The following is a 25,537-nucleotide window of genomic DNA, read 5'->3' on the forward strand; positions in this document are numbered from 1 at the left end:
GGACGGAGCGCCATGCACGTCCTGATCTTCGGCGGGTGCGGCTTTGTCGGACTCAATGTCGCGCAAGCGCTGCTCGCGCGCGGCCATCAGGTGACCTTGTTCGACCACGCCGATCTGCCGAACGCCGCGCAGCGTGCCTTTGCGGTCTATGGCAAACAGCTTTGCGTGCTGCAGGGGGATGTAACCAATCATCAGGCCGTTGCCGCCGCGATCGCATCTGGTTGCGATACCCTGGTGCTGGGCGCGGCGATCACGGCCGGTGTCGAGCGCGACGCGGCCGAGCCGGAGCGTATTCTTGCGGTCAACCTGCTGGCGCAGGTGCCCATGCTGCAGGCCGCGCGCCGCGCCAACGTGAAGCGTGTCATCAACCTGTCCTCCGCCGCAGCCTATGGCGCCAGCGGACAGCGCTTTCAGTTCCTGGATGAGACAACGCCTTGCGATCCGGTGTCATTGTATTCCATCACCAAGTTCGCCTCCGAACGCGTCGCCGCGCGCCTGGGCGATCTCTGGCAGACCGATGTGATCAGCGTGCGGCTATCAGCCGTGTTCGGGCCGTTCGAGCGCGCAGGTGGCGTGCGCGATACGCCATCGCCGCAGGCCCTGATCCTCGGTTGCCTTGCGCGTGGCGAGCCGGCGCTCTTGAGCGACGCTGGCGCAAGGGACTGGGTCTATGCGCTCGATGTCGCGGACGCGATTGCGCTGCTGCTGGAGGCGGCTAAGCCGCAGTACACGCTCTACAACATCTCCAGCGGCGTAACCTATACCGTGGAAGCGTGGGGCGACCGCTTTGCTGACCTGCGGCCGGGCTTCGTCTGCCGGCTGGCTGAACAAGGCGAGAGGCCCACAATCGCCGTGCATGGGCCGGCGCGTGCGCCGTTGTCGACGGCGCGACTGGCTGATGAGTTCGGCTGGCGTGCCCAATTCAGCTGCCTGGACTCGGCGGCGCATCTGAGCCGCTGGTTCGATGAGTACCTTGGAGCATAGCATGAGACTCGCGGGAAGGACCGTCATCATCACCGGCGGCGGCTCGGGCATCGGCCGCGCCAGCGCGGTCGCGTTCACGCGCGAGGGCGCCTTCGTTGCCCTTGTGGACCGCGACGCGGCAGGCGCTGAGGCAACGCTGGCGCAGCTGCAGGAGGCTGGCGGCGAGGGCAGCATTCATATCGGCGACGTCGGCGAAATCGATTTTGCCACGACGACGGTCGAAAGCGTGGCCGCAGGCCGCGGCCGGCTCGATGTGCTGCTGTGTGCGGCTGGCTTCTCCTGCGGCGGCACCATCGTCACGACCGCCCCTGCGGATTGGGATGCGGTGTTCCGCGCCAATGTCGGCGGCACCTGGTTGTGGGCCAAGGCCGCGGTGCCGGTCATGCAGCGCCAGCAGAAGGGGGCGATCATCACGCTGGCCTCGCAGCTGGCGATTGCCGGCGGCAAAGGCAACAGCGCCTATATCGCCGCCAAGGGCGCGATCATCAGCCTGACCCGCACCATGGCGGTCGATTTCGCGACCGACGGCATTCGCGTCAATGCGATCGCCCCGGGAGCTATCGATACGCCGATGCTTCGCCGCAGCTTCGCGCGCCATGCCGATCCGGACGTCGTGCGCGACGCCTCGCGCCAGCGCCACGCGATGAAGCGCTTCGGTGAGGCCGAGGAGGTCGCTTCCGCCGTGCTTTACCTCGCCAGCGATGAAGCCTCTTTCGTGACCGGCGTGGTGCTGCCGGTCGATGGCGGCTGGCTCGTGGCCTGAGGCTTCGGTCTATAAGTCCGGTGAATAGTCCCCAGCAAATTGAGATTTCTGCCGCTGAAGATGCTTTGCTAGGCTGCGCCGGCCGGATCAGGAATGCATGGAGCGGGCGTGGGCGAGATCGATCGTGTCGGGCGCGACACTGCAACGCGTCCCGGTGCGCGCCATGAATGACGGGCTCGCCGCGCTTGCCGCTCAGGTCCGGCGCGATCTCGACAGGATCGCCCACCCCAAGATGCCTTGGCTGAAGCCGGTGCCTGGTCCCGACGGTCGCCCCGCGCTGGACGTGCTGATCGTTGGCGGTGGCCAGTCGGGCCTTGCGACGGCCTTCGGGCTCATGCGCTCGCAGGTCACCAACATCATGGTGCTGGACAAAGCGGAGCAGGGGCGCGAGGGGCCGTGGCTGACCTATGCGCGTATGCCGCGCCTGCGCTCGCCCAAAGATTTTACCGGTCCGGATCTCGACATTCCCAGCCTCACCTATCAGTCCTGGCACGAGGCGAAATTCGGCGAACAGAGCTGGCGCGATCTTGATCTCATTCCGCGCGAATATTGGGCAGAGTATCTCGCGTGGTATCGGAGCGTGCTCGACCTTCCGGTGCGCAACGGCTGCGAGGCGATCGATATCGCACCCGCCGCCAATGGCTTGTTGCAGGCGAGCGTTCGGAGCCGCGCCGGCGAAGAGGCGCTCTATGCGCGCAAGATCGTACTTGCCACTGGCCAGGAGGGGATGGGCGATTGGAGCATTCCGGCGCCGTTGCGCCATCTCCCTGCTACGCGCTGCGTCCACTCCGCTGCCGCGATCGATTTCGAGGCGCTGCGCGGCAAGCGTGTTGCCGTCATCGGCGCCGGCGCCTCGGCCTTCGACAATGCGGCGACGGCACTGGAAGCAGGCGCAGAGCGCGTCGATCTGCTCTGCCGCCGCGCCGAGATCCAGCTGGTGCAGCCCTATCGCTGGCTGACCTTCCGCGGATTCTTGCGGCACTTCTCCGAGCTCGACGATGCCTGGCGCTGGCGTTTCATGCGGGCAGTCCTGGAGCTGCGCGAGGGCTTTCCGCAGCACACCTACGACCGCTGCGCGCGCCATGCGGCCTTCCGTCTGCATGAGGGAGTGCCGGTCGAGGCAGCACGGGAGACGCCCGACGGCGTCGTGTTGCAAACGCCGCGCGGCGAGATCGTTTGTGATTTCGTCGTCAGCGCGACCGGCATCGCGACGGATTTCGCCGGCCGTGCCGAGCTGAAGCGCTTCGCGCACAACATCGCGCGCTGGGGCGACCGCTACACGCCGCCGGCCGAAGAGCGCAACGCGCGGCTTGGCGCATTCCCCTATCTCGCCGACGACTACGCGCTGTGCGAGCGAACATTCGGGGAAACGCCGTGGATCGCCAACATCCACGTGTTCGCGATCGCCTCCACCATGAGCTTCGGCGCGTCCGGCTCGTCGATCAACGCGATGACGACGGCGGTGCCGAAGCTGGTGCATGGGCTGACGCGGGGGCTGTTCCGCGCTGACCTCGACAAGCACTGGGCGGCATTCCAGGCCTATGACGTGCCGCAGGCGGTGGTGCGGCGCGAGCCGGCGAGTGGATCTTCGAAGTGTCCTGCTGGCACATGATTTGCTGCTTTTCGGACTCTCGCAGACCGAGACACGGCCGGGCCGTTGGGCCCAGACAGATGAGGCGAAGGGCATGAGCATGAGCTTTTCGATTTCCAAACGGATATTGGTCGCGGCAGCAGCATTGCTTGCGGTGGCACCAGCCGTGCCAGGCGCACATGCGCAGAGTCGCGCCGAGACGCTGCGCTATGTCACTGGCGCCACCGTCAACACGCTCGATCCCAACATTCCGGGCTCGACCCGCGAGGCCTTCGCGCTCTCGATGAGCAGCTATGACCGGCTGGTGTCGTTCGGCCGCAAGCAGCTCAATGGCAAATGGGTGTTCGATCTCGACACCATTTCCGGCGAGCTCGCGGAGTCCTACAAGGTCAGTCCGGATGGCCTGAAGATCACCTTCAAGCTGCGCCCCGATGCCAAATTCCAGGACGGTTCACCCGTCACCGCCGAGGACGTGAAATGGTCGCTCGACCGCTGCGTCAGCGCGCCGATCCTCGGCAAGGCGCAGCTGCTCACGGGCTCACTGACGTCCCCCGATCAGTTCAAGGTGATCGATCCCCTGACGTTCGAAGTGACCTTGCCGAAGCCGGACAAGCTCGCGCTGCCGAACCTCGCCACGGTCTATCCGATCATCATCAACTCCAAGCTCGCGAAGGCGCATGCGACTGCCGACGATCCGTGGGCGCTGAACTGGACCAAGGAGAATGCCGCGGGCAGCGGCGCCTATATCGTCGAGACCTTCAAGCCAGGCGAGCAGGTGATCGCCAAGCGTAACGAGGCCTGGAATCGTGGCACGCCGGACAAGCCGGCCGGGTTCAAGCGACTGATCATCCAGTCGGTGCCGGAGCCCGCCACACGCGCCAATCTGGTCGAGCGCGGCGATGCCGACCTTGTCATCGATCTGCAGGCGAGCGATGTGCAAGCGTTGGAAGGGAAGGGCAAGCTGAAGGTGATCTCGACGCCGCAGTACAATGCGGTGAACTTCATTTCGATGAACAACAAGATTCCGCCGTTCGACAATGTCAACGTGCGGCGCGCGATCGCCTATGCGTTGCCCTATGACGATATGTTCAAGGCGACGCTGTTCGGCCGTGGCGCGCCGCTGTTTGGCGCGACCTGGGCTGATGGCAAGCCGCCGAGCGGCGCCTATCCGATCCCGCAGCCGGTCAAGCTCGATCTCGACAAGGCGAAGGCCTATCTCAAGGACGCCGGCATGCCGGACGGCTTCTCCACGACGTTCAGCTTCAATGTCGGCCAGGCGGCGACCGCCGAGCCGATGGCGGCGCTGGTCAAGGAATCCTTGGCCAAGATCGGCATCAAGGTCGACATCCAGAAGCTGCCGGACGCGCAGATGTCGACCGCGATCAACGAGAAGAAGCTGCCGTTCTTCACGGAAGGAATCGTCGCCTGGTTGCCGTCGACCGACTATTTCTACCGCAACTTCTACACCGGCAATCAGCGCTGGAACTATTCCTCCACCGACAATGCGGAGTTGGAGAAGATCGCGCAGGCCGCGCGCTTCGAGCCCGATAGGGAGAAGTACGAGGAGGAGGGCAGGGCGCTCAATGCCATCCATTTCGACCAGATGTTCCAGATTCCGATCTGGCAGGCGGCGCAGGATGCGGTGATGCAGCCGAACGTCGAGGGGTATGTCTACCAGTTCACGCGGCAGGTGGATTACCGCAATCTCAGCCGCAAGTAGGCGAGCGAGAACAGCGCGAAGCATGGGCACGATCGGCGCAACTCTGATCCGGGCGGGGCGGCGGTTCATCTCGTCGATGCCGGCGCTGTTCGGCGTGCTGGTCTTCACCTTCCTCTTGATGCGGGTGCTGCCCGGCGATCCCGCCGTGTTCTTCGCATCCGGGCCCAATGCCGGCAAGGAGGAGATCGACGTGATCCGCAAGCAACTCGGGCTCGACAAGCCGTTGCCGAACCAGCTGGCGATCTATCTCTACGACGTCGGCCGCGGCAATCTCGGGCGCTCGATGATGACCGGGCAGCCGGTCGCCAAGGACCTGCGCGAACGTCTGCCGGCCTCGCTCGAATTGACACTGGCGGCACTGCTCATTGCGCTGGTGTCGGCGGTGCCGCTCGGCGTGATCGCCGCACTTCGACCGGGCTCGCTGGTCGACCATGGCGCGCGGCTGTTCTGCTCGCTCGGTGTCTGCGTGCCGACCTTCGTGTCCGGCCTGCTCCTCATCTACGTATTCTACTATTTGCTCGGCCTCGCGCCGGACCCGACCGGCCGCGTCGACATCTTCACCACGCTGCCGCCGTCGCGCACCGGCTTCCTGATCGTCGACTTCCTGCTCGCCGGCGATCTCGAAGGCTGGTGGGCGGCGGTGCGGCAATTGATGCTGCCGGCCTTCACCATGGCGCTGTTCGTGATCGCGCCGCTGGCGCGCATCACCCGCGCCTCGATGCTGGTCTCGCTCGGCAGCGACTTCGTCCGCACCGCGCGCTCGGTCGGACTGTCCGGGTGGCGCATCGTCGTCACCTATGCGCTGCGCAACGCCATCCTGCCGGTCATTACCATCGCCGGCATCGTCTTCTCCACCATGTTAGGCGCCAACGTGCTGGTCGAGAAGGTGTTCTCCTGGCCGGGCGTCGCCTCCTACGCGCTCGATGCGCTGCTCGTCTCCGACTACGCGCCGGTGCAGGGTTTCGTGCTGCTGATGGCCACGATCTTCGTCATCGTGAATCTGCTCGTCGATGTGCTCTACGGCATCGCCGATCCCCGGGCGACGGTTGCATGAGCACGATGGAAACATCCTCGACGCTCCGTCACACCTCCTGGGTGTTGCGCGGCAATCCGGTGACCGCCGTCGCCGCTTGCGGCGCGCTGCTGCTGGCGATCGTCGCCATCCTTGCGCCCTGGCTCGCGCCTTATGATCCCATTGCGTCGGATGTGCCGCAGGCCTTGCAGGCGCCGAGCGCGGCGCATTGGGCCGGCACCGACCAACTCGGCCGCGACGTCTTCAGCCGCCTGGTCATCGCCACGCGCCTGGATCTGGCGATCGCGGTGAGCGCCGTCGCGGTCTCCTTTGCGATCGGCTCGGTGATCGGTGCGCTGTGCGGCTATGCCGGCGGCCGGCTCGACAAGGCGATCGGCCGCTTCGTCGATGTCTTGATGGCCTTTCCGCTGTTCGTGCTGGCGATGGCGATGGTCGCTGCCCTCGGCAACCGCGTCGAGAACATCGTGATCGCAACCGCGATCATCAACCTACCGTTCTACATCCGCTTCGCCCGCGCCGAGGTCAACATCCGCCGCAATTTGGGCTGGGTCGAGGCCGCGCGCGCTAGCGGCGAAGGCCACGTTGCGGTGGTGTTGCGCTTCCTGCTGCCGAATGTGCTGCCGGCGATGGCCGTCCAGATCTCGCTCAATCTCGGCTGGGCCATCCTCAATGCCGCCGGCCTTTCGTTCATCGGTCTTGGCGTCAAGCCGCCTACACCGGAATGGGGCATCATGGTCGCCGAAGGCGCGCGCTTCATCTCGACAGGGCGTTGGTGGCTGGTGGCGTGTCCGGGTTTTGCACTGATGCTGACGGTGCTGTGCTTCAACCTGCTCGGCGACGGCTTGCGCGACATCCTCGATCCGAGGATGAGAACGTGATAGCATTGGGAAACACCGCGCCGCTGCTCGAGGTCGAGAACCTCAAGGTGACCTTCTCCACCCGTCGCGGCATCGTCGAGGCCGTGCGCGGCGTGTCGCTGTCACTGCAGCCGGGCGAGATGCTGGGCCTGGTTGGCGAGAGCGGCTCCGGCAAGTCGGTCACCGGCTTTGCCATCACCCATCTGCTCGACAAGGCCGGCCGGATCACCGACGGCTTGATACGCTTCAAGGGCCAGGACATCACCCGCGCCGGCGGCGCCGATCTGCGCAGCCTGCACGGCGCCGCGATGGCGATGATCTTCCAGAATCCGCGCGCGGCGCTGAACCCGATCCGCGCCATTGGCGAGCAGATCGCCGACGCCATCCTCGCGCATCGCCGTATCTCGGCGAAGGAAGCGCGCGGCGAGGCCTTGAAGCTGTTGCGCGCCGTGCAGATCCGCGAGCCCGAGCGGCGCATCAATGCCTATCCGCACGAGCTGTCAGGCGGCATGTGCCAGCGCGTGATGATCGCGATCGCGATCTCCTGCAATCCGCAGCTTCTGATCGCCGACGAGCCGACCACCGGCCTCGACGTCACCACGCAGAAGGTGGTGATGGATTTGCTTGCGACCATCGCCGCTGAGCGCGGCATGGCGACCATCTTGATCACGCACGATCTTGGCCTCGCTGCGCGCTACTGCCGCCGAGCCGTGGTGATGGAGCAGGGACGGCTGGTCGAAGAAGCCGAGCCGCTGGCGCTGTTTCAGCGGCCGCAGCATCCGTACACGAAGCGCCTGGTCGCGGCCTCACCGACCGCATCCTCGCGGGTGGAGGACCTGGTGCCGGATGGCGCGCCGGTGCCGCTGGTTCAAGTGAGCGAACTGCCGCCTCCACCGCATGGCACGCCGCTGCTGCTCGACGTCAAGCGCATTGGTAAGCACTTCGACGACGGCACGCTCGGCGTCGCCGATTTCTCGATGACGATGCGTCCCGGTGAGAGCATCGGTCTGGTCGGCGAATCCGGCTCCGGCAAGAGCACGACCTCGCGCATGATCTGCCGGCTGATCGATCCGAGCGCGGGCGAGATCCTGTTCGACGGCCAGGCGATCGGCCAGATTCCGGCGCGCGACTTTCACCGCTCTGAATTCCGCAAGGACATCCAGATCGTCTTTCAGGATCCGAACGACAGCCTCAATCCGCGCTACACCGCGTTCGATTGTATCGCGCATCCTTTGACCCGGCTGATGGCGATGCGATCGGGCGATGCGTTGCGCCGCCGCGTCGAGGAATGTGCCGATCGCGTCGGTCTGCCGAGGGAGCTCTTGTCGCGCTTTCCGCACCAGCTGTCCGGAGGGCAGAAGGCGCGCGTCGGCATTGCGCGGGCGATCGCCTGCAAGCCGCGGCTCCTGGTCCTGGACGAGCCGACCGCCGCGCTCGACGTCTCGGTGCAGGCGGTGGTGCTGCAGCTTCTGAACAGGCTGCGCCGCGAGGACAATCTCGCCTTCCTGTTCGTCAGCCACGACCTCAACGTGGTCCGCATGATGTGCGACCGCACCATCGTGCTGCGCGCAGGCCAGATCGTCGAGCAGGGCGAGAGCCGGGCACTGTTCGCGAATCCGCAGACCGACTACACCCGCGAGCTGGTCGAGGCCGTGCCGCATATCCAGCAGGCAGAATTGGCACCGGCTTAGTGATATGTTTAGTACCACCGTCATTGCGAGCGAAGCGAAGCAATCCAGACTGCCGCCGCGGAAACAGCCTGGATTGCCTCGGCGCAAGGGCGCCTCGCAATGACGATAAGGCTGGCAATAAACTAACAGCCCCGGCAGACGCCGCTCACCTTTCGCCTGGTTTCCTCGTCGTTCCAGATGCTTTTCGGACTGAACACGATTTCTGCCGTGAGCTTCATCGGGACCTTCACTTCGGATGGCGGCTTAGGAAAGGGTTGGAGCTTCCTGAGCCAGGCGAGCGTGTCGTCATTCGTGGCTTTGGGGCCGGAGCTCTTCGTGATTCTCGCGTCCAGAAGCGTGCCATCACGATCGATCGAAAATTCGACGATCGAGTGCGCGTCGTTCAGCTTCTGCGTATCATCGGGCAGCTTCAGCGGATGCGCCTGGAGATAATGAAGGATATCCCCGCGGAATGCGATCTCCGGGCCGGAGGTACTGGACGTCATGGTCCACTTCAGATCGACGAAGCCGACGCGCGTCTGCGCAAAAAATGTGAACGGTATCCTGACTCTTAGAGCGGTTTGCGATCGGGTTGAATCGCGAGGGATTCCCAAATCGGTTCGGCTCTGATTCAATTTGCTTGCAGCAACGGAGGCAGGCAAAGAATGGCAGGATCGTGCTCGGTCGATCTTCGGAAGCGGGTTGTCGCGGCAGTTAAAGGTGGCATGTCGCGGCGGCAAGCTGCGGCCCATTACCAAGTGGGCGCATCAAGCGCGATCCGGTGGGTCGCGCTTGAGGAAGAAACTGGCGATATAGCGCCGAAGAAGCTTGGCGGCGATCAGCGTTCGAAGGCGATTGAGGCGCAAGCCGATATCATTCTGGCGCTGGTTGCTGATAAGCCCGACATGACACTGGAGGAGTTGAAGGCGGCCCTCTCCGCCAAAGGACATAGCTTCAGCGTGTCAGCCTTGCACCGCTTCTTCGCTCGTCGAAACATCACGTTTAAAAAAAGACAGCGCATGCCGCAGAGCAGGAGCGGCCGGATGTCCTGAGCAAGCGGAAGGACTGGGCAAGCAAGCAGGCCGAGTTGAGCGCTACCAAGCTTATCTTCATCGACGAGACCTGGGCTTCGACCAATATGGCTCGAACCCGCGGCCGCGCCCTTCGCGGCGAACGCCTGCGGGCTTCAATTCCACATGGTCATTGGAAGACGACGACCTTCGTCGCTGGCCTGCGCCAGTCGGGACTGATGGCGCCAATGGTGATCGATGGCCCGATCAACGGTGACGCCTTCCAAGCCTATGTCGATCATGTTCTCGTTCCCGAATTGAAGCAGGACGACATCGTCGTGATGGACAATCTCAGCAGCCACAAAGGTGCAGGCGTGCGAGCGGCGATCGAGGCCGCTGGAGCGAAACTGCTCTATCTTCCGCCGTATAGTCCCGACTTCAACCCGATCGAAAACGCCTTCTCCAAGCTGAAAGCGCTACTTCGAGCCGCCGCGGAACGAACTGTTGATGGTTTATGGAACGCCATCGGACGCTGCCTAGACTGCTTCGAACCGGCCGAATGCGCCAACTACTTCAAAGCCGCAGGATATGACCTAACTTGATCGAAAAACGCTCTAAGGGGACCTGAACGTCGGCAGGAACCTCCGGAAACGCGGACATTCGGCGGAGGCCGGCGAGGACGTTCTGATCGTCTTGCGGCACCCCCGAGCTGCGGGCGATATCGGCACCCAAGAGCTTGCCGTTCCGGTCGATCGTGAGGATGACGTCGATGTCCGCGGGCCGGCCCTTAAGCTCGTTGCGAAATTCCTGGGAGTTTTCCAAGAGGTAGCGGGCCAGCCGCTGCCTGTAAGTGGCTTCGTCCGCACCAGCGGTCGTGAGGCTGGACAACCAAATGAAGAAAATGGCTGCCAAACGTCGCATCGCTAACACTGCCCCTCGGAACGCAGTGTAACCTTCGCTGCTGCCGGCGTCGCGCATTTTCTGGTGAGGCCGTCTCCTTCGCGACTTTGCGGATCGCAGAGAAAGCAGGGCGGGCAAAGCGACTTGTCCGCCATAGCCCGAAGGGCGTCGGCGGAAGCGTGGCCGCCCGGTTTGTTGTCGAACTCGCGGCGGTGGGGACGGCGCTGCGCGCCGTTACCCACCCTACAGGTCCCTACACTGCAAATCCGCTCAATCCGCCTCGTAGCCGTAGACCTCCGGCAGGATGAAGATCGCAGCCAGCAGTCCGATCAGCGGGAAAATGGCGACGAACAGCGTCGCGTTGGCCTGGCCGATCGCGGTGAACAGCATCGGGAACAGGAAGATCGCCAGGAACGAGGGCAGCTTCACGAACATGTAGGCGAAGCCGCTGGCGGTGCCGCGATAGCGCGGCCGCGCCACCATGGTCGGGATCGTCATGCAGTTCGAGGCATCCCAATAATGGCCCCACAGCATGCCGGCCGCTGCAAACGGCAGGATGTATTTGTGGTCGGTGTAGAGCGCGGCGGCGGCGACCAGCAGCGACACCAGCACGATGCCGAAGCCGGCGATGCCGATGCCGCGATGGCCGATCTTCGGCGTCAACAGCGGTCCGACCCAGCCCGAGATTGCAGCAAAGCTGAACAGCGCCATGGTGACGAGATTGTTGCCGAGCACGCTGGACACGCCGACCATCGCAAACAGCACCGGCAGATAAAAGGCGAAGGTGGAGAACTCGCTGCCCTGCGCGAAGCAGGCGATCCAGCCGTAGATCGTGGCGCGCCAGCGGATCGGGTCCTTGCGCAAATCGGCGAGGAAATCCCAGGTGCTCGGCTTCTCGACGGCGACGTCGTGGTTCGGCAGCATCGCCAGATCGTCGTTATACATCTGCTGCGCGACCGCCTTGGCCTCCTTGAAGCGGCCATGCTGCACCAGCCACACGGCGGTCTCCGGCACGTCGTGGCGCAGGAACAGGATGATCAGGGCCGGCACGGCGCCGAGCCCCAGCGTGACGCGCCACAGTGTTTCGTGGTTGAGCTCGATCACCAGGAAGATCGCGATCACGCCGAGGGTCAAGACTTCGCCGACGGCGAACATGAACTGCCAGCGATTGCCCATCACCTCGCGCTGGCCCTTGGCCATCGATTCCATGATGTAGGTGTAGCCGGTCGAGATGTCGCTGCCGAGCGGCACGCCGAGCAGGAAGCGGATGACGATCAGCCAGGTCATGCTGGGCACGAAAGCCTGCGCCAGCGCCAGCACCACGAACATGGTCATGGTGCCCAGGAACATCCAGCGGCGGCCGATCTTGTCGGAGAGCCAGCCGCCGAGCAGGGCGCCGATCAGCGCGCCGCCTTGCGTGCCGGCCGCGGCGAGTCCGAGCTCGAGCGGACCGGGGTTATATTGCTCCTTGATGAAGATCAGCACGAAGGCGATGGAATAGAGATCCCACGCCTCGACCAGGATCGAGGCCATCATCAGCCAGCCGACCCGGTTGCCCTTGGGGCTGTAGTTCTGAATGAGATAGCGGACTGCGCTATCGATCTCCGCCCGCTGCGGGACCTCGGTCGTGGCTGCGGTACTCATAACTGGTCCTTCCTTGTTGTTATTGGTCTGAAAGCTCAAGCGACCGGCAGCGGCTCGATGCTGCAGTCGAGCAGGCCGGGATCGATCCCCGCCTCCATTTCTTCGAACATCTGATCCATGAACGCGATCAGCGTATCGCTCGCCTTCACCGCTCCGGCGGCGCGCTGGCTGGCCACGGCACTGAGGATCGCCAAATGGCGGTCGATCGTGCCGCTCAGGTCGTGATCCGGCAGCAGGCGGTGATAGATGTAGCCGATGCGGCGATAGATCGTGTGCAGCGGGCGCATGGTGTGCACCAGGAAAGGCTCGCCGCTCGCGGCAAGGATGAGCCCGTCGATGCGGCGGTCGAGCTGGTTGAACTCGTCGATCGTCAGCGTGTTCCGGCGCTCGCTCAGCACGCGCGCGATGTGCTGCATCTGGTTGCGGTGCGAAAGGCCGGCCCGTTCGGCCGCCAGCCGCACGACGAAGCGCTCCATGTCGCGGCGCAGGCCGAGCAGCAGGCGCTCGCGGGCGAGATCGATCGGCGCGATCTGCAGCCCATGGCGTGGCCGGATGATGATCAGCGTATCGGCGGCGAGGCTGTTGACGGCGGCATGCACCGGTGTGCGGCCGAAGCCGGTCACGCTTTGCAGCTCCTGCACGGTGAGAAACCGGCCGGGCTTCAGCGTGCAATTCACCAGGAGCTCTTCGATCCTGAGATAGGCGGCCTCGAACAGATTGCCCGCGCCGCGCGATGGCGCCGCGTCGTCGGCATCCGGTTTTACGAGAGCGCTTTTGCGGCGCGCCATCTGTGGTGTCCTCGGCATTTCCTCTGGCCACTTCTTCCTCGGGGCCCGGTGATCAGCAATAAACATATTGTGATATATTACAAGGGGGCGTATGCCTGGGCCGCGCATGTAACACATGCAAGACAGAACCGGTCATTGGGAGGACGGCAGCCGTGAAGATCACCGCGATCGAGACCTTGCGGACAGAGGAATTCGCCAATGTCATCTGGGTCCGCGTCCACACCGATGCCGGCGTGATCGGGCTCGGTGAGACGTTTTACGGCGCGGGCGCGGTCGAGGCCCAGATCCATGACACCTTTGCCGGTCGGCTGCTCGGGCGCGATCCGCTGCGGATCGAAGCCATCCACCGCGATATGCTCAATCTGCCGATGGCGCAGTCTTCGACCGGCGTCGAGTATCGCGCGGCGTCTGCGATCGACATCGCGCTCTGGGATCTGTTCGGCAAGGTCTGCGGCCAGCCGGTGCACCAGATGCTGGGTGGGCTCTGCCGCGACAAGCAGCGCATCTACAACACCTGCGCCGGCACCCGCTACGTGCGCTCGACCAATATCAGCCCGGTATCGAACTGGAGCCTGGAGACGCAAAGTCCTTACGAGGACCTCGACGCATTCATGAACCGCGCCGACCAGCTGGCCGAGAGCCTGCTCGAGAGCGGAATCTCTGCGATGAAGATCTGGCCGTTCGATCCGGCGGCACAGGAGAACCAGGGCCTCTACATCACCGCGGCGCAGATGAAGGTGGCGGTCGCGCCGTTCGAGAAGATCAGGAAGGCCGTCGGCGACAGGATGGAGATCATGGTGGAATTCCACAGCTTGTGGAATCTGCCGACCGCCAAGCAGATCGCGCGCGTGCTCGAGGATTACCAGCCGACCTGGTACGAGGATCCGATCCGGATGAACTCGCCGCAGGCGCTCGCCGAATACGCCCGCTCCACCCATGTCTGGGTCACCGCCAGCGAGACGCTCGGCTCGCGCTACCCGTACAAGGACATGCTCGATCGCGATGCCGCGCATGTGGTGATGGCCGATCTGTGCTGGACCGGCGGGCTCACGGAAGGGCGCAAGATCGCGGCCATGGCCGAGACCTATCACCGCCCCTTTGCGCCGCACGATTGCATCGGCCCGGTCGGCTTCATTGCCGCGGTGCACATGTCGTTCAGCCAGCCCAACACGCTGATTCAGGAATCGGTGCGAGCCTTTTACAAGGGCTGGTACAACGAGCTTGTCACCACCATGCCCGTGATCAAGGATGGCTATGTCTATCCGATGGAAGGGCCGGGGCTCGGCGTCGATCTCTTGCCGGCCGTGTTCGACCGCTCCGACCTGACCGTCCGCCGCAGCCAGGTATGAAGGCGCGGGATCAGCGTGTTGCCCGGCGGGTCTGCTCGACCGTCGTGCGGGTCCCGTTTCGCAAAAGACTTTCCAGCGCCGTCATCACCGCCGTCGTAAAGCGCGCATCGGCTGGCAGGTCGCTGCCGAAGATCGAGGTCAGGGACAGCAGCGTGGGAGCAAGGCGGCCGGCGACTGGACCGGCGTCGTCGGCGAGCGCACGCAGTCGCCCTGCCAGAGGGTCGCGCAGCTCGATCGGTGCGCCCTGCTCGTCGGTGCCGCTGACGTAGCGCATCCATGCCGCAACGGCGAGAGCCAGGCGCGTGATCGGCTGGTCCCGCGCCAGCCGGTCGCGGATGGTGTCGAGCAGGCGCTGCGGCAGCTTCAGCGAACCGTCCATCGCGATCTGCATGGTTCGGTGCTTCAGCGCGGGATTGCGGAAGCGCGCCAGCAGCGCCGTCCGATAGGCGGCGATGTCGAAGCCGCCGAGCGTCGGCAAGGTCGGTGTGACTTCGTCACGCATCATGTCCTCGACGAGTCCGGCGAGATCGGGCTTAGCCATGGCCGCAGCGACTGTGGGACATCCCATGAGATAACCGAGATAGGCGAGCGTCGAATGTGCACCGTTCAGGAGCCTGAGCTTCATCAGTTCGAACGGCGCAACGTCGCGCACGAACTGGGCGCCGCTACGGTCCCATGCGGGACGGTCGCCGCCGAAATCGTCCTCGATAACCCATTGACTGAACGGCTCGGTCACGATCGGCCAGGCATCGTCGAGGCCGAGCGCAGCGCGGACCTCGTTGCGATCGGTCTCGGTGGTGGCCGGCACGATGCGATCGACCATGGTCGAGGGGAAGCGGACTTCGCCCGCGATCCATGTGGCGAGATCGCGGTCGACCAGTTCGGCAAAGGCGATGACGAGGCCGCGCAGCGTGTGGCCGTTGGTCGGAAGATTGTCGCAGGCCAGCACCACGTAGGGCGGCAGTCCCTGCTGCCGCCTCAGGCGCAATCCGCCGACGATGACGCCGAGCGTGCTGCGAGGATGCGTGAGGTTGAGGCTATCGTGACGGATATCGGGATCATCGGCGCGTAGCGCACCTGTCGCCGGATCATGGCTGTAGCCCTTTTCGGTCACGGTGGTCGAGACGATGCGCACGGCGGGATCGGCGAGACGCGCGAGCAAGCCCGCGGGATTTTCAGGCGCGACAGCAACGTCGGTGAGCGCGCCGATGACGCGACGCCGATGGCCGGCGCCGTCGCTGGCACTGACGCTGTAGAGCCCGCCTTGCGGCCGCAGCGCATCGCGGGCGTCCGGCGAGCGCAGCGAGACGCCGAGGATGCCCCAGCGCGGATCGTCCTTGAGCAGCGCATCCGTATAGACGGCCTGGTGACCGCGATGGAAGGCACCTAGTCCGAGATGGACGATCCCGGTTGCGACCGTCGTGCGGTCGTAGTCCGGCCGGAGGATGCCGGCAGGCAGCCGGTCGAGCGTGGCGAGGCTGAGGCGGTCCATGTGGTACGTCAGAAGATGAGCTGCACTTTGCAGCATTCGGTCTGATTGTGCTCGAACGTGTCGAACGCGGTGGCGTAAGCATCGAGCCCATAGCGATGGGTGATCAGACGCTCGGGTTGCAGGGTGCCGCTGGCGAACCAGTCGATCACCTTGGCAAACTTGCCGCTGTTGAGCCTGGAGGCGTGGATCGCAAGCTCCTTGGCCGTGACCTTCTGCTGCACGATCGTCGACGGCTCGGCCGAGAAGCCGAGCAGGCCGATCCGCGCCGCGGGCGAGGCGATCTCGATCGCCTCAGTGAGAATGGCGGGATGGCAGGCGGCATCGATGATCAGCGTCGGCGGCAAGGATGCAGCGGCGAGCGCTGCAGGCAGGGCGGTCTGTGCGGTGTTGATGACGCGGTCGGCGCCGTTGTGTCGCGCAGCTTCGAGCCTTGCGTCGATGCGGTCGGTGACGATCAGTTCCTTCACGCCATAGACGCGCTTGAGCACCTGGATCACGGTCAGCCCGATGGGGCCCGCGCCATAGACCAGCGCCACGTCGGAAGCGAAGACGCGGGTATGGTCGGTGATGTTGGCGGCGATCGAGAACGGCTCGACCAGCGGCGCCTTGTCGTCGTCGACGCTGTCCGGCAGCAGATGCACGTTAGCGGCTGGCACGCAGGTATATTCGGAGAAGCCGCCGTCGCGGTGGACGCCGAGCACGGCGAGATGCGCGCAGACATTGGGCCGGCCGACCGAGCAGGGATAGCAGTTGCCGCAGGCGACCACGGGATCGATCACGGCGCGGACGCCGAGCCGTGCGGTGACGCTGTCGCCGAGCTTGTCGATGCGGCCGAAGAATTCGTGGCCGATCACGCGCGGATAGCGCGCGAACGGATTGCTGCCGTGGAGGATGTGGATGTCGGAGCCGCAGATGCCGGCGCGTTCGACCTTGATGCGGACCTCGCCGCTCGCGGGCTCGGGGATGGCGCGCGTTTCGATCGACAGGCGGCCGGGCCGCTCCACCACCAGGCTCTTCACGCGTTTCTCCCATCCCTTGCGCGCTCATCTCGACTGTGAGCTGAAGTCGTATAGCAATGCTAAAACTTGGATACAAGTTATGTATTGAAACGTTATTTGGTATCCATTATAGGGCTTGGGTATAGGAATGACATACAAAAAGGCCCCGTAGTGGGCCGGCAGGGGAGGGTTTGCCAATGTCCATGTCTCGTCGCAGCTTCGTCGGCACCACGCTCGCGGGGGCTTCAGTCCTGGCGCTCGGGCGCGCCCAAGCTCAATCCGCCAAGTACCGCCTGCGTTACGGCACGGCCTTCCCCGCAAGTCATCCCGGCGTCATCCGCATCATCGAAGCCGCTGAGATCATCAAGAAGCAGACCAGTGGCCTGGTCGATCTGCAAGTCTATCCGAACAGCCAGCTCGGCAGCGAGCCCGACATGTTCTCGCAGGCGCGCACCGGAGCGCTCGACTTCATGTCGACCTCGGGCGTGAACCAGACCATCGTTCCGATCGGCGGCATCAACGCGGTCGCTTTCGCTTTCGAGAGCTATGACCAGGTCTGGTCGGCGATGGACGGCGATCTCGGTAACCATGTGCGTGGCGAGTTCGCCAAGGTCGGCCTGCACGTGCTGCCGAAATGCCTCGACAACGGCTATCGCAACATCACCTCCGGCGCCAAGCCGATTACGTCCCCCGATGATCTCAAGGGCTTCAAGATCCGCGTGCCTGGCAATCCGCTGTGGGTGACGCTGTTCAGGACGCTCGGTGCGGCGCCGACGCCGATCAATTTCGGCGAGCTCTATGCTGCGCTGCAGACTCACATCGTCGATGGCCAGGAAAATCCGCTGGCCCTGATCCAGAGCGCCAAGCTCTACGAGGTGCAGAAATACATCGCGCTGTCCGGCCATATCTGGGACGGCCACTACATCTTCGCCAACGCCACGCGCTGGAGCAGCCTGCCCGCCGACGTCAGGGAGACGGTCACGGCGGCGCTGTCGGATGCGGCCATCAAGGAGCGGCAGGACATTCAGAGCTTCAACGAGAAGGTGCAGACCGAGATGCAGGGCGCCGGCGTTGTCTTCAACAAGGTCGACACCAAGCCGTTCCGCGACGCACTGCGGACCGCTGGCTTCTACACCGAATGGAAGACGAAGTTCGGCGCCGAGGCCTGGGGCCTTCTCGAACAGTCGGCTGGCCAGCTTTGAGCCTGATGCTGCGTCCGCGAGTCGGAGCAAACCTGCGGGGAGGATGGAATGGCCGTTGACATCACGGCGACGACCTCTGTGCCGTCGCATGGCGCATTCGCGCGGTTCGACCAGCTGCTCGGCCGTACGGTCGAGGCGTTGGCCGCCGCCCTCGTGGTCGCCGAATTGGTCCTGCTGGGTGCAGCGACGATGGCCCGCTACGTCTTCAACGCACCGCTGATCTGGTCCGACGAGCTCGCCACCGTGCTGTTCGTGTGGCTGGCAATGCTCGGCGCCGTGGTCGCGCTCCGCCGTACCGAGCACATGCGGCTGACCGCCTTCGTGCGTAACCTGTCCCCTGCTTGGCGGGCGCGCACCGATGCGCTCGGCCTGATGCTCGTCTGCACGGTTCTGGTCGCGCTGATGGTGCCGTGCTGGGATCACCTCGAGAGCCACATAATCAGCCAGATGCCGGTGCTCGAGATCAGCGAGGGCTATCGCGAGGCCGCGATGCTGGCCGGCGTGCTCCTGATGTTGCTGACCGCAGTCGACCGTCTGATCCAGCAAGCGAGCCTGTTGCAGATCGTCGGTGCGCTGGCCGTGGTGCTGGCCGGGGCTGGCGCGCTCCATGCGGCGGCCCACGTGCTCGAGGATCTCGGCAACTACAATCTCCTGATCTTCTTCTTTGCGCTCGTCGCGGCAGCGATGGCGATCGGCACACCGATCGCCTTCACCTTCCTGCTCGCAACCGTCGCCTATCTGCATTTCAGCACGACGGTGCCGGTCTTGATCGTGCCCGGCCGCGTCAGCGAAGGGATGTCGCACATGGTGCTGCTGGCCGTGCCGATGTTCGTGCTGCTGGGCGCTTTGGTCGAGATCGCGGGGCTGGCGCGGGCCATGATCGCGTTCCTGGTCTCGCTGATCGGCCATCTGCGGGGCGGCCTGCAATATGTACTGCTCGGCGCGATGTATCTGGTCTCCGGCATTTCCGGCGCCAAGGCGGCCGACATGGCGGCGGTTGCGCCCGCGCTGTTTCCGGAGATGAAGCAGCGCGGCAGTCCGGAAGGCGACCTTGTGTCGCTCCTGTCGGCGTCGGCCGTGATGTCGGAGACGATCCCGCCCTCGATCGTGCTGATCACGGTCGGATCAGTCACCGGCGTGTCGATTGCGGCGCTGTTCACCGGCGGACTCCTTCCGGCGGTGGTTGGCCTCATCGCGCTCTCCGTCGTGGTCTTCATGCAGACCCGCAAGGAGGACATGAGCGGGGCGCAGCGCTTCGACGCCAAGACGCGATTGCGTCTGTTCGCGATCGCCATCCCCGGCCTGGGGCTTCCGATCGTGATCCGCTCGGCGGTCGTCGAGGGCGTCGCCACCGCGACCGAGGTCGCAGCCATCGGCGTCATCTACACGGTGCTGGTCGGCATCTTCTTCTATCGCCAGTTCGACTGGAAGCGCGTCTATCCGATCCTGGTCGATACGGCCTCGCTGTCCGGCGCGATCCTGCTGGTCGTGGGGGCCGCGACCGGCATGGCCTGGGCGCTGACCCAGTCCGGCTTCTCGCAGCAGCTCGTTGACATGATGGTGGCCGTGCCCGGCGGCCGCTGGGGCTTCCTCTTGATCTCGGCGCTCGCCTTCGTGGTGCTCGGCAGCGTGCTCGAGGGCGTGCCGGCGGTGGTGCTGTTCGGGCCACTGTTGTTCCCGATCGCGCGCATGATGGGCGTGCACGAGGTGCACTATGCCGTCATCGCGGTGTTCGCGATGGGGCTCGGCTTGTTCACGCCGCCTTTCGGCGTCGGCTTCTATCTCGCCTGCGCGGTCGGCCGCGCTTCGCCCGACGACGTCATTCGCCGCGTCTGGCCGCATCTCGCCGCGCTCGTGATCGCGCTGCTCCTCATCGTGTTCCTGCCGTGGATCTCGATCGGCTTCCTGTGAATCGGATAGACTGGCGCGATGGATGACGATTTGCCACGGCTGACGAGGATGGATGGCAAGGCCGGACGGCGGCTCGCCGATCAGGTCTATGAGCGGCTCTTGGACGACATCGTCTCGGGCGCGCTGCCGCCGGGGACACCGATGGCCGAGCTCGATCTGTGCGAGCGGCTCGGCGTCAGCCGGACGCCGGTCCGTGAGGCGCTGATCAAGCTTGCCGACGTGGATCTCGTGCGCATTTATCCGCAGAGCGGTAGCGTGGTCGCGCCGGTCTCGCGCGAGGCGTTCAGCGAGGCCCAGTTCATTCGCGAGCACCTGGAATGTGCGCTGGTGTCGGAAGCCGTGCGCTACATCGATGCGACGTCGCTGCGTGAATTGAACGAGTTGATCGAACGGCAGCAGGCGGCCGCCACGCCGGCGGAGTTCTATGCCCATGACGAGGCGTTCCATCAGACCATCGCCCGCACCAGCCGCCACCCGCATGTCTGGCAGGTGATCCGGCAGACCAAGATCCATTTCGATCGGGTGCGACATCTGACCTTGCAGGAGGACGCCGGCCACATTCCGCTCCTGATCGCGCAGCATCAGGAGATCCTGGATGGGCTCGCCGCCTGCAACGAGGCCCAGGCCGTGGCGGCGATGCGCCGTCATCTGCGAGAGGTGTTCCGTCGCGCCGACGGCATCTTTGCACGGCAGGAGGAGACGGCGCAGGGCGAGCCGCGCACGCGAGCGCGGCGCCGACGCTGATGCCGCGAAGCGAGTTGCTCGTCGTGGCGCGGTGACATGCAGTTTTCAGAAAGGTGGACGACATGGAACAGACGTGGCGCTGGTTCGGACCCGATGATCCGATCAGCCTGCCGCAGGTCCGTCAGGCCGGCGCGACCGGCATCGTGACGGCGCTGCATCACATTCCTTATGGCGTGGTGTGGAGCGCGGACGAGATCGTCAAGCGCATCGGCATGATCGAGGCGGATTCGTCGCTCCGGCTGCGCTGGAGCGTGGTCGAGAGCCTGCCAGTGGCGGAAGCGATCAAGCTTGGCGAGGGCGATCTCGCGCCGCTGTTCGACAATTACCGGCTGTCGCTGCGCAATCTCGCCGCCTGTGGCGTGACCACCGTCTGCTACAATTTCATGGCCGTGCTGGACTGGACGCGCACGGAGCTCGCCTTTCGGCTTCCCGGAGGCGCAACCGCGTTGCGCTTCGATGCCGATCGGTTCGCAGCGTTCGATTGCTACATCCTGGAGCGGCCAGGCGCCGAGGCGGAGTTCTCCTCCGACGTGCTCGACCGCGCCCGGGCCTGGATGGCCCAGGCCTCGGAATCCGACAAGCACCGTCTGCTTGCGACCATCATGGCGGGATTGCCCGGGGCGTTCGATCGCTACGATGTGCCCGGCTTGCGCCGCATGCTCCAGCGCTATCGCGATATCGGTCATGCCGAGCTGCGCGCCAACTATGCGCGCTTCCTGCGTGAGGTGGTGCCGGCGGCGGAGGAGTGTGGCGTCAGCCTCTGCGTCCATCCCGACGATCCGCCGCGCGATCTGTTCGGACTGCCGCGCGTGGTGTCGAATGCCGAAGATCTGCAGTTCATCGTGGATGCCTGTCCGTCGCGGGCCAACGGCATCACCTTCTGCACCGGCGCGCTTGGGGCTGGCGGCCAGAACAACGTGCCGGCGCTGGCCGAGCGGTTCGCGCCGCATATCCGTTTCGTCCATTTGCGCAACGTCACCAAGATGCTCGATGGCTCCTTCATGGAGGCGGAACATCTGCGCGGCGACGTCAACATGGTTTCAGTGGTGACGACGCTGTTGAAAGAGCAAGCCCGTCGCAACGCTGAGGGCGAGCCGGACTGGCGGATTCCGTTCCGGCCCGACCACGGCCACGAACTTGCCGACGACATTGGCCGCGGCACCCATCCCGGCTATCCGCTGGTCGGCCGGCTCAAGGGCCTTGCCGAGATACGCGGTGTCATGACGGCGATTGCCGCCATCAACCGGCTGCCCGTCTGACGGAAACCGGGCGGCGCGCTGAACGGCGGCTTGTCAGCGCTCGTTCCGTGATTGAGGATGCCTGTCCGAATTTTTTCACATGAGTTGAACCGATGTTGACCTCGCTCTTCGATCTCACCGGCCGCACCGCCCTTGTGACGGGTTCCTCCCGTGGCCTCGGCCGTGCCATTGCCGAAGGCTTTGCACGCGCCGGCGCGCGGCTTGTCATCAACGGCACCGATCCGGCGCGCACGGACGCGGCTGCCGCGGAGTTTCGTGCCACCGGTCATCAGGCGGAGGCGTCTGCCTTCGATGTGACCGACGAAGCCGCCGTGATCGGGGCGTTCGAGCGGCTCGATGCCGCCGGCATTGCGATCGACATCCTCGTCAACAATGCCGGCATTCAGCATCGCAAGCCGCTGCTGGAGTTCACCTCAAGCGAATGGCGCAGGGTGATCGAGACCAATCTCACCAGCGCCTTCATTATCGGCCGCGAGGCGGCGAAACGCATGATCCCGCGCGGCCGCGGCAAAATCATCAATATCGGCTCGCTTGCGAGCGAGCTTGCGCGGCCCACCGTCGGGCCCTATACGGCGGCGAAGGGCGGCATCCGCAATCTCACCCGGGCGATGGCGGTGGAATGGGCGCAGCACGGCGTCCAGGCCAATGCGATCGGTCCGGGCTACATGCTGACCGACATGAACCAGGCTCTGATGCAAAATCCTGATTTCAACAGCTGGCTGATGTCGCGCATACCCTCCAAGCGCTGGGGAAGACCTGACGAGCTGGTAGGCGCAGCCATCTTCCTCGCCTCCGAGGCGTCGGCTTATGTCAACGGCCAGACCATCTATGTCGATGGCGGCATGCTCGCCGCGATGTAATTGGGAAGCGGAGAGAGGCTCATGCGCGCCGTCGTCATTCACGCGCCGAAGGATTTGCGGATCGACTCGTTTCCGGACTCGGCGCCCGCTGCAGGTCAAGTGCGCGTGCAGATCGCCAACGGCGGCATCTGCGGCTCCGATCTGCATTACTATCATCACGGCGGCTTCGGCACCGTCCGGATTCAACAGCCGATGGCGCTGGGCCACGAGATTGCAGGCGTGGTTGCCGCGGTGGGCGCGGGCGCAACTGAGCTTGCGGAAGGGATGCGCGTCGCCGTCAATCCGAGCCTGCCTTGCGGCTACTGCGCCTATTGCCGCGAGGGGCTGCGCAACCAGTGCCTCGATATGCGCTTCATGGGCAGCGCGATGCGTAATCCCCATGTGCAGGGTGGCTTCCGTGAATTCGTCACGGTCGAGGCCTCGCAGGTGGTTCCGATCGCCCCGACATTGTCGCTCGCGGAAGCCGCCATGGCAGAGCCGTTGTCGGTCTGTCTGCACGCCGCGCATCAGTCCGGATCGCTGCTCGGCAAGCGCGTGCTGGTGACCGGCTGCGGGCCGATCGGCGCGCTGTCGGTTCTGGTCGCGCGTTACGGCGGCGCGGCGGAGATCGTGGTCACCGATATCGCCGATGCGCCGCTCGCGTTCGCCAAAAAGCTCGGCGCAAGTCACGCGCTCAATGTCGCACATGAGCCCGCTGCGCTTGAGCCGTGGCGCGCCGGCAAGGGGACGTTCGACGTGCTGTTCGAGGCCTCCGGCAATCAGGCCGCGCTCCGTAGCGCGCTGGACGTGATGCGGCCCGGCGGCGTGATCGTGCAGCTCGGGCTCGGCGGCGAGATGACCTTGCCGCTGAATACGCTGGTCACCAAGGAACTGCAGTTGCGCGGCACCTTCCGCTTCGACCGCGAATTCGTGCTGGCGCTCAAGCTGATGGGCGAGGGCCTGATCGATGTGAAGCCGCTGATCACGGCGTCGCTGCCGTTCGAGCAGGCGGTTGCAGCGTTCGAGCTCGCCAGCGACCGCGCGCAATCCATGAAGGTTCAGCTCACCTTTTGACGGGTGTTTCGATGAAAATCGCCTGCATCGGCGAGTGCATGGTGGAATTCGCGCAGGCCGACGGCGATCTGTTCCGGCGCGGCTTCGGCGGCGATACACTCAACACCGCGCTCTATCTCTCGCGTCTCGGGATCGACACCTCCTATGTGACGGCGCTCGGCGACGATCCCCTGAGCGAGATGATGCTGGCGGCCTGGCGCGCCGAGGGCATCAAGACCGACGAGGTGATGTGCATCTCCGGCCGCGTGCCCGGGCTCTACATGATCGAGCGCGACGCCAAGGGCGAGCGCAGTTTCCTGTATTGGCGCGACCGCGCGCCGGCGCGGGAGCTCTTCGATCGGGCCGACGATGCGATGCTCGACCGGCTCGCCGGCTTCGATTGGCTCTATTTCTCCGGCATCAGCCTGTCCCTGTATGGCGAGACCGGCAGGGCCAGGCTGCGGGAGCTCTTGGTCGCCACGCGCGAGCGCGGCGGCCGGGTCGCGTTCGACGGCAACTATCGCCCGCGCGGCTGGGCCGACAAGCAAGCCGCGCAGCGGGCGTTCGATGCCATCCTGCCGTTGGTCGATCTCGCGCTGCCGACGCTGGAAGACGAGCAGATGCTGTTCGGCGATGCGACAGCCGACGCCTGCATGGAACGGTTGAAGGCGATCGGCGTCAGCGAGATCGTCGTCAAGCGCGGTCCGCTTGGATGCCTGATCCATGCCGGCGGCAAGAGAACCGAGGTTCCGCCGCATCAGGTGGTGCAGCCGATCGACACGACTGCGGCCGGCGACTCCTTCAATGCGGGCTATCTCGCCGCCCGCATCAGCGGCGCTTCACCCGGCGATGCGGCCCATGCCGGGCACCGGCTGGCGGCTGCGGTCATCATGGCGCCAGGCGCGGTGATCCCGCGTGCGGCGATGCCGCAGCGTATTTTCGAAAGAGAGCAATGATGAGCATGCAGGACAAGCGCGCGAAGCTCGACGCGATCTTTGCGCTGGCACCGGTGATCCCGGTCATCACCATCGAGGACGCCAAACAGGCCGTGCCGCTCGCACGCGCCCTGGTCAAAGGCGGACTGCGCGCGATCGAGATCACGCTGCGTACCCAAGCCGGTCTCGATGCGGCACGCGCGATCATCGCCGAAGTGCCGGAGGCCTCGGTCGGCATCGGCACCGTGCTGACATCAGCCGACTATGAACGCGCGGCAAAGCTTGGCGCTGCTTTCGCGATCAGTCCCGGCCTGTCGATCGAACTGTTGGAAGCAGCGGCGCAGGGCACGCTGCCGTTCGCGCCGGGCATCCAGACCCCGTCGGATCTGATCGCCTGCGTCACCAGAGGCTATGAGCTGGTGAAATTCTTCCCCGCGGTGCCGGCCGGTGGATTGGCTGCGCTCGATGCGCTCACCGGCCCGTTCCCGACCGTCCGCTTCTGTCCGACCGGCGGCATCAACGCCGGTAACGCCGCGCAATGGCTCGCGCACAAGAAGGTCGTCGCGATCGGCGGTTCCTGGGTGGCACCTGCGGCCGACATCAAGGCAGGTGCGTGGGATGCGATCGAGAGCCGCGCGCGGGCCGCCGCCGCGCTGCGATAGAGCTGTCATGATCCTCAGACTGAAGCCGCTGGCGGTGTCGTGCCGCCAGCAATCTTGCCAAGATTACGGAAACTTCTAAAACTTACGGTTGGTGTTCCGAAGGGCCGCCAGCCAGGCATCCCCCTCTCTTCCG

At 65.0% G+C, this 25,537-nt stretch carries 23 protein-coding genes; 17 read left to right on the forward strand and 6 right to left on the reverse strand.

Annotation, left to right across the window (positions count from 1 at the left end; all coding sequences use genetic code 11):
• The first annotated feature begins 12 nt into the window (after positions 1-12).
• From QX034_RS20580 to nikE, 7 genes are all read left to right on the forward strand, one after another.
• Positions 13-984 (forward strand): NAD(P)-dependent oxidoreductase, encoded by a 972-nt coding sequence (locus QX034_RS20580; RefSeq protein WP_316166743.1) that lies wholly within the window; start codon positions 13-15, stop codon positions 982-984.
• Between the two features lies 1 nt (position 985).
• Entirely contained in the window at positions 986-1,747 is a 762-nt protein-coding gene (locus QX034_RS20585) for an SDR family oxidoreductase (protein WP_315700691.1), read from the forward strand.
• 163 nt (positions 1,748-1,910) lie between these two features.
• Positions 1,911-3,359: an NAD(P)/FAD-dependent oxidoreductase gene (locus tag QX034_RS20590; RefSeq protein ID WP_316166949.1), complete on the forward strand. Its 1,449-nt coding sequence runs from the start codon at positions 1,911-1,913 to the stop codon at positions 3,357-3,359.
• Positions 3,360-3,438: 79 nt separating this feature from the next.
• Complete coding sequence (locus QX034_RS20595; RefSeq protein WP_315767460.1) at positions 3,439-5,058, forward strand: ABC transporter substrate-binding protein; 1,620 nt, start codon at positions 3,439-3,441, stop codon at positions 5,056-5,058.
• A 22-nt stretch (positions 5,059-5,080) separates the two neighbouring features.
• Complete coding sequence (locus QX034_RS20600) at positions 5,081-6,112, forward strand: ABC transporter permease (protein WP_315765397.1); 1,032 nt, start codon at positions 5,081-5,083, stop codon at positions 6,110-6,112.
• Positions 6,109-6,969: an ABC transporter permease gene (locus QX034_RS20605; protein ID WP_315700689.1), complete on the forward strand. Its 861-nt coding sequence runs from the start codon at positions 6,109-6,111 to the stop codon at positions 6,967-6,969. Before QX034_RS20600 ends, QX034_RS20605 begins: the two co-directional genes overlap by 4 nt.
• A 23-nt stretch (positions 6,970-6,992) precedes the next feature.
• Positions 6,993-8,639, forward strand: coding sequence for a nickel ABC transporter ATP-binding protein NikE (gene nikE, locus QX034_RS20610; protein WP_409977834.1), 1,647 nt, complete (start codon positions 6,993-6,995; stop codon positions 8,637-8,639).
• A 122-nt stretch (positions 8,640-8,761) separates the two neighbouring features.
• On the opposite strand, the gene QX034_RS20615 is transcribed toward nikE, so the two are convergent.
• Positions 8,762-9,280, reverse strand: a complete 519-nt coding sequence (locus tag QX034_RS20615; RefSeq protein WP_316195743.1) for an energy transducer TonB — start codon at positions 9,278-9,280, stop codon at positions 8,762-8,764.
• Between the two features lie 3 nt (positions 9,281-9,283).
• Here QX034_RS20615 and QX034_RS20620 point away from each other — a divergent pair.
• Positions 9,284-10,230, forward strand: a protein-coding gene (locus tag QX034_RS20620) for an IS630 family transposase (RefSeq protein ID WP_315707381.1) whose coding sequence is annotated in 2 segments (ribosomal slippage) — positions 9,284-9,623 and positions 9,623-10,230 — 948 coding nt in all. Because the reading frame shifts where the segments join, the coding sequence is not laid out codon by codon here.
• Here QX034_RS20620 and QX034_RS20625 read toward each other — a convergent pair.
• From QX034_RS20625 to QX034_RS20635, 3 genes are all read right to left on the reverse strand, one after another.
• The gene (locus QX034_RS20625) at positions 10,202-10,540 is read right to left on the reverse strand and encodes an energy transducer TonB (RefSeq protein ID WP_316195744.1); all 339 of its coding nucleotides are present in this window, start codon (positions 10,538-10,540) and stop codon (positions 10,202-10,204) included. The two genes, QX034_RS20620 and QX034_RS20625, sit on opposite strands and share 29 nt — an antisense overlap.
• 258 nt (positions 10,541-10,798) lie before the next feature.
• Positions 10,799-12,172, reverse strand: coding sequence for an MFS transporter (locus QX034_RS20630; RefSeq protein ID WP_315741772.1), 1,374 nt, complete (start codon positions 12,170-12,172; stop codon positions 10,799-10,801).
• A 35-nt stretch (positions 12,173-12,207) separates the two neighbouring features.
• A complete protein-coding gene (locus tag QX034_RS20635; RefSeq protein ID WP_315700685.1) occupies positions 12,208-12,960 on the reverse strand; it encodes a GntR family transcriptional regulator in 753 nt (250 codons plus the stop codon).
• Between the two features lie 152 nt (positions 12,961-13,112).
• On the opposite strand from QX034_RS20635, the gene QX034_RS20640 reads away from it, so the two are divergent.
• Positions 13,113-14,309 (forward strand): mandelate racemase/muconate lactonizing enzyme family protein, encoded by a 1,197-nt coding sequence (locus QX034_RS20640; protein WP_315700684.1) that lies wholly within the window; start codon positions 13,113-13,115, stop codon positions 14,307-14,309.
• Between the two features lie 10 nt (positions 14,310-14,319).
• On the opposite strand, the gene QX034_RS20645 is transcribed toward QX034_RS20640, so the two are convergent.
• Both QX034_RS20645 and QX034_RS20650 read right to left on the reverse strand, forming a co-directional pair.
• The gene (locus QX034_RS20645; RefSeq protein ID WP_315700683.1) at positions 14,320-15,801 is read right to left on the reverse strand and encodes a mannitol dehydrogenase family protein; all 1,482 of its coding nucleotides are present in this window, start codon (positions 15,799-15,801) and stop codon (positions 14,320-14,322) included.
• Positions 15,802-15,809: 8 nt separating this feature from the next.
• Positions 15,810-16,820, reverse strand: a complete 1,011-nt coding sequence (locus QX034_RS20650; RefSeq protein ID WP_315700682.1) for a Zn-dependent oxidoreductase — start codon at positions 16,818-16,820, stop codon at positions 15,810-15,812.
• A gap of 176 nt (positions 16,821-16,996) precedes the next feature.
• On the opposite strand from QX034_RS20650, the gene QX034_RS20655 reads away from it, so the two are divergent.
• From QX034_RS20655 to eda, 8 genes are all read left to right on the forward strand, one after another.
• Positions 16,997-18,001, forward strand: coding sequence for a TRAP transporter substrate-binding protein (locus tag QX034_RS20655; RefSeq protein WP_315700681.1), 1,005 nt, complete (start codon positions 16,997-16,999; stop codon positions 17,999-18,001).
• 48 nt (positions 18,002-18,049) lie between these two features.
• Positions 18,050-19,912 carry a TRAP transporter large permease subunit gene (locus tag QX034_RS20660; RefSeq protein WP_315700680.1) on the forward strand — a complete coding sequence of 621 codons (1,863 nt, stop codon included), beginning with the start codon at positions 18,050-18,052 and terminating at the stop codon, positions 19,910-19,912.
• Positions 19,913-19,930: 18 nt separating this feature from the next.
• Positions 19,931-20,656 carry a GntR family transcriptional regulator gene (locus tag QX034_RS20665; protein WP_315700679.1) on the forward strand — a complete coding sequence of 242 codons (726 nt, stop codon included), beginning with the start codon at positions 19,931-19,933 and terminating at the stop codon, positions 20,654-20,656.
• A 62-nt stretch (positions 20,657-20,718) separates the two neighbouring features.
• Entirely contained in the window at positions 20,719-21,915 is a 1,197-nt protein-coding gene (gene uxuA / locus QX034_RS20670) for a mannonate dehydratase (RefSeq protein WP_315700678.1), read from the forward strand.
• Between the two features lie 92 nt (positions 21,916-22,007).
• The gene (locus QX034_RS20675; RefSeq protein WP_315700677.1) at positions 22,008-22,775 is read left to right on the forward strand and encodes a glucose 1-dehydrogenase; all 768 of its coding nucleotides are present in this window, start codon (positions 22,008-22,010) and stop codon (positions 22,773-22,775) included.
• Between the two features lie 21 nt (positions 22,776-22,796).
• Positions 22,797-23,828 (forward strand): L-idonate 5-dehydrogenase, encoded by a 1,032-nt coding sequence (locus QX034_RS20680; RefSeq protein WP_315700676.1) that lies wholly within the window; start codon positions 22,797-22,799, stop codon positions 23,826-23,828.
• Positions 23,829-23,839: 11 nt separating this feature from the next.
• The gene (locus tag QX034_RS20685; RefSeq protein ID WP_315700675.1) at positions 23,840-24,763 is read left to right on the forward strand and encodes a sugar kinase; all 924 of its coding nucleotides are present in this window, start codon (positions 23,840-23,842) and stop codon (positions 24,761-24,763) included.
• Entirely contained in the window at positions 24,760-25,404 is a 645-nt protein-coding gene (gene eda, locus QX034_RS20690) for a bifunctional 4-hydroxy-2-oxoglutarate aldolase/2-dehydro-3-deoxy-phosphogluconate aldolase (protein WP_315700674.1), read from the forward strand. Before QX034_RS20685 ends, eda begins: the two co-directional genes overlap by 4 nt.
• Positions 25,405-25,537: the final 133 nt, after the last annotated feature.

Source organism: Bradyrhizobium sp. SZCCHNR3119 (genome assembly GCF_032487775.1).
Taxonomy (GTDB): domain Bacteria; phylum Pseudomonadota; class Alphaproteobacteria; order Rhizobiales; family Xanthobacteraceae; genus Bradyrhizobium.

Excerpts from the sequence above, each read along its gene's own strand:
- QX034_RS20685 (WP_315700675.1), top strand. The coding sequence starts at position 23,840 with ATGAAAATCGCCTGCATCGGCGAGTGCATGGTGGAATTCGCGCAGGCC.
- QX034_RS20580 (WP_316166743.1), top strand. The coding sequence starts at position 13 with ATGCACGTCCTGATCTTCGGCGGGTGCGGCTTTGTCGGACTCAATGTC.
- QX034_RS20595 (WP_315767460.1), top strand. The coding sequence starts at position 3,439 with ATGAGCTTTTCGATTTCCAAACGGATATTGGTCGCGGCAGCAGCATTG.
- QX034_RS20675 (WP_315700677.1), top strand. The coding sequence starts at position 22,008 with ATGTTGACCTCGCTCTTCGATCTCACCGGCCGCACCGCCCTTGTGACG.
- QX034_RS20655 (WP_315700681.1), top strand. The coding sequence starts at position 16,997 with ATGTCCATGTCTCGTCGCAGCTTCGTCGGCACCACGCTCGCGGGGGCT.
- QX034_RS20680 (WP_315700676.1), top strand. The coding sequence starts at position 22,797 with ATGCGCGCCGTCGTCATTCACGCGCCGAAGGATTTGCGGATCGACTCG.
- QX034_RS20590 (WP_316166949.1), top strand. The coding sequence starts at position 1,911 with ATGAATGACGGGCTCGCCGCGCTTGCCGCTCAGGTCCGGCGCGATCTC.
- uxuA (WP_315700678.1), top strand. The coding sequence starts at position 20,719 with ATGGAACAGACGTGGCGCTGGTTCGGACCCGATGATCCGATCAGCCTG.
- eda (WP_315700674.1), top strand. The coding sequence starts at position 24,760 with ATGATGAGCATGCAGGACAAGCGCGCGAAGCTCGACGCGATCTTTGCG.
- QX034_RS20665 (WP_315700679.1), top strand. The coding sequence starts at position 19,931 with ATGGATGACGATTTGCCACGGCTGACGAGGATGGATGGCAAGGCCGGA.
- QX034_RS20605 (WP_315700689.1), top strand. The coding sequence starts at position 6,109 with ATGAGCACGATGGAAACATCCTCGACGCTCCGTCACACCTCCTGGGTG.
- QX034_RS20660 (WP_315700680.1), top strand. The coding sequence starts at position 18,050 with ATGGCCGTTGACATCACGGCGACGACCTCTGTGCCGTCGCATGGCGCA.
- QX034_RS20635 (WP_315700685.1), bottom strand. The coding sequence starts at position 12,960 with ATGGCGCGCCGCAAAAGCGCTCTCGTAAAACCGGATGCCGACGACGCG.
- QX034_RS20630 (WP_315741772.1), bottom strand. The coding sequence starts at position 12,172 with ATGAGTACCGCAGCCACGACCGAGGTCCCGCAGCGGGCGGAGATCGAT.
- QX034_RS20645 (WP_315700683.1), bottom strand. The coding sequence starts at position 15,801 with ATGGACCGCCTCAGCCTCGCCACGCTCGACCGGCTGCCTGCCGGCATC.
- QX034_RS20585 (WP_315700691.1), top strand. The coding sequence starts at position 986 with ATGAGACTCGCGGGAAGGACCGTCATCATCACCGGCGGCGGCTCGGGC.
- QX034_RS20600 (WP_315765397.1), top strand. The coding sequence starts at position 5,081 with ATGGGCACGATCGGCGCAACTCTGATCCGGGCGGGGCGGCGGTTCATC.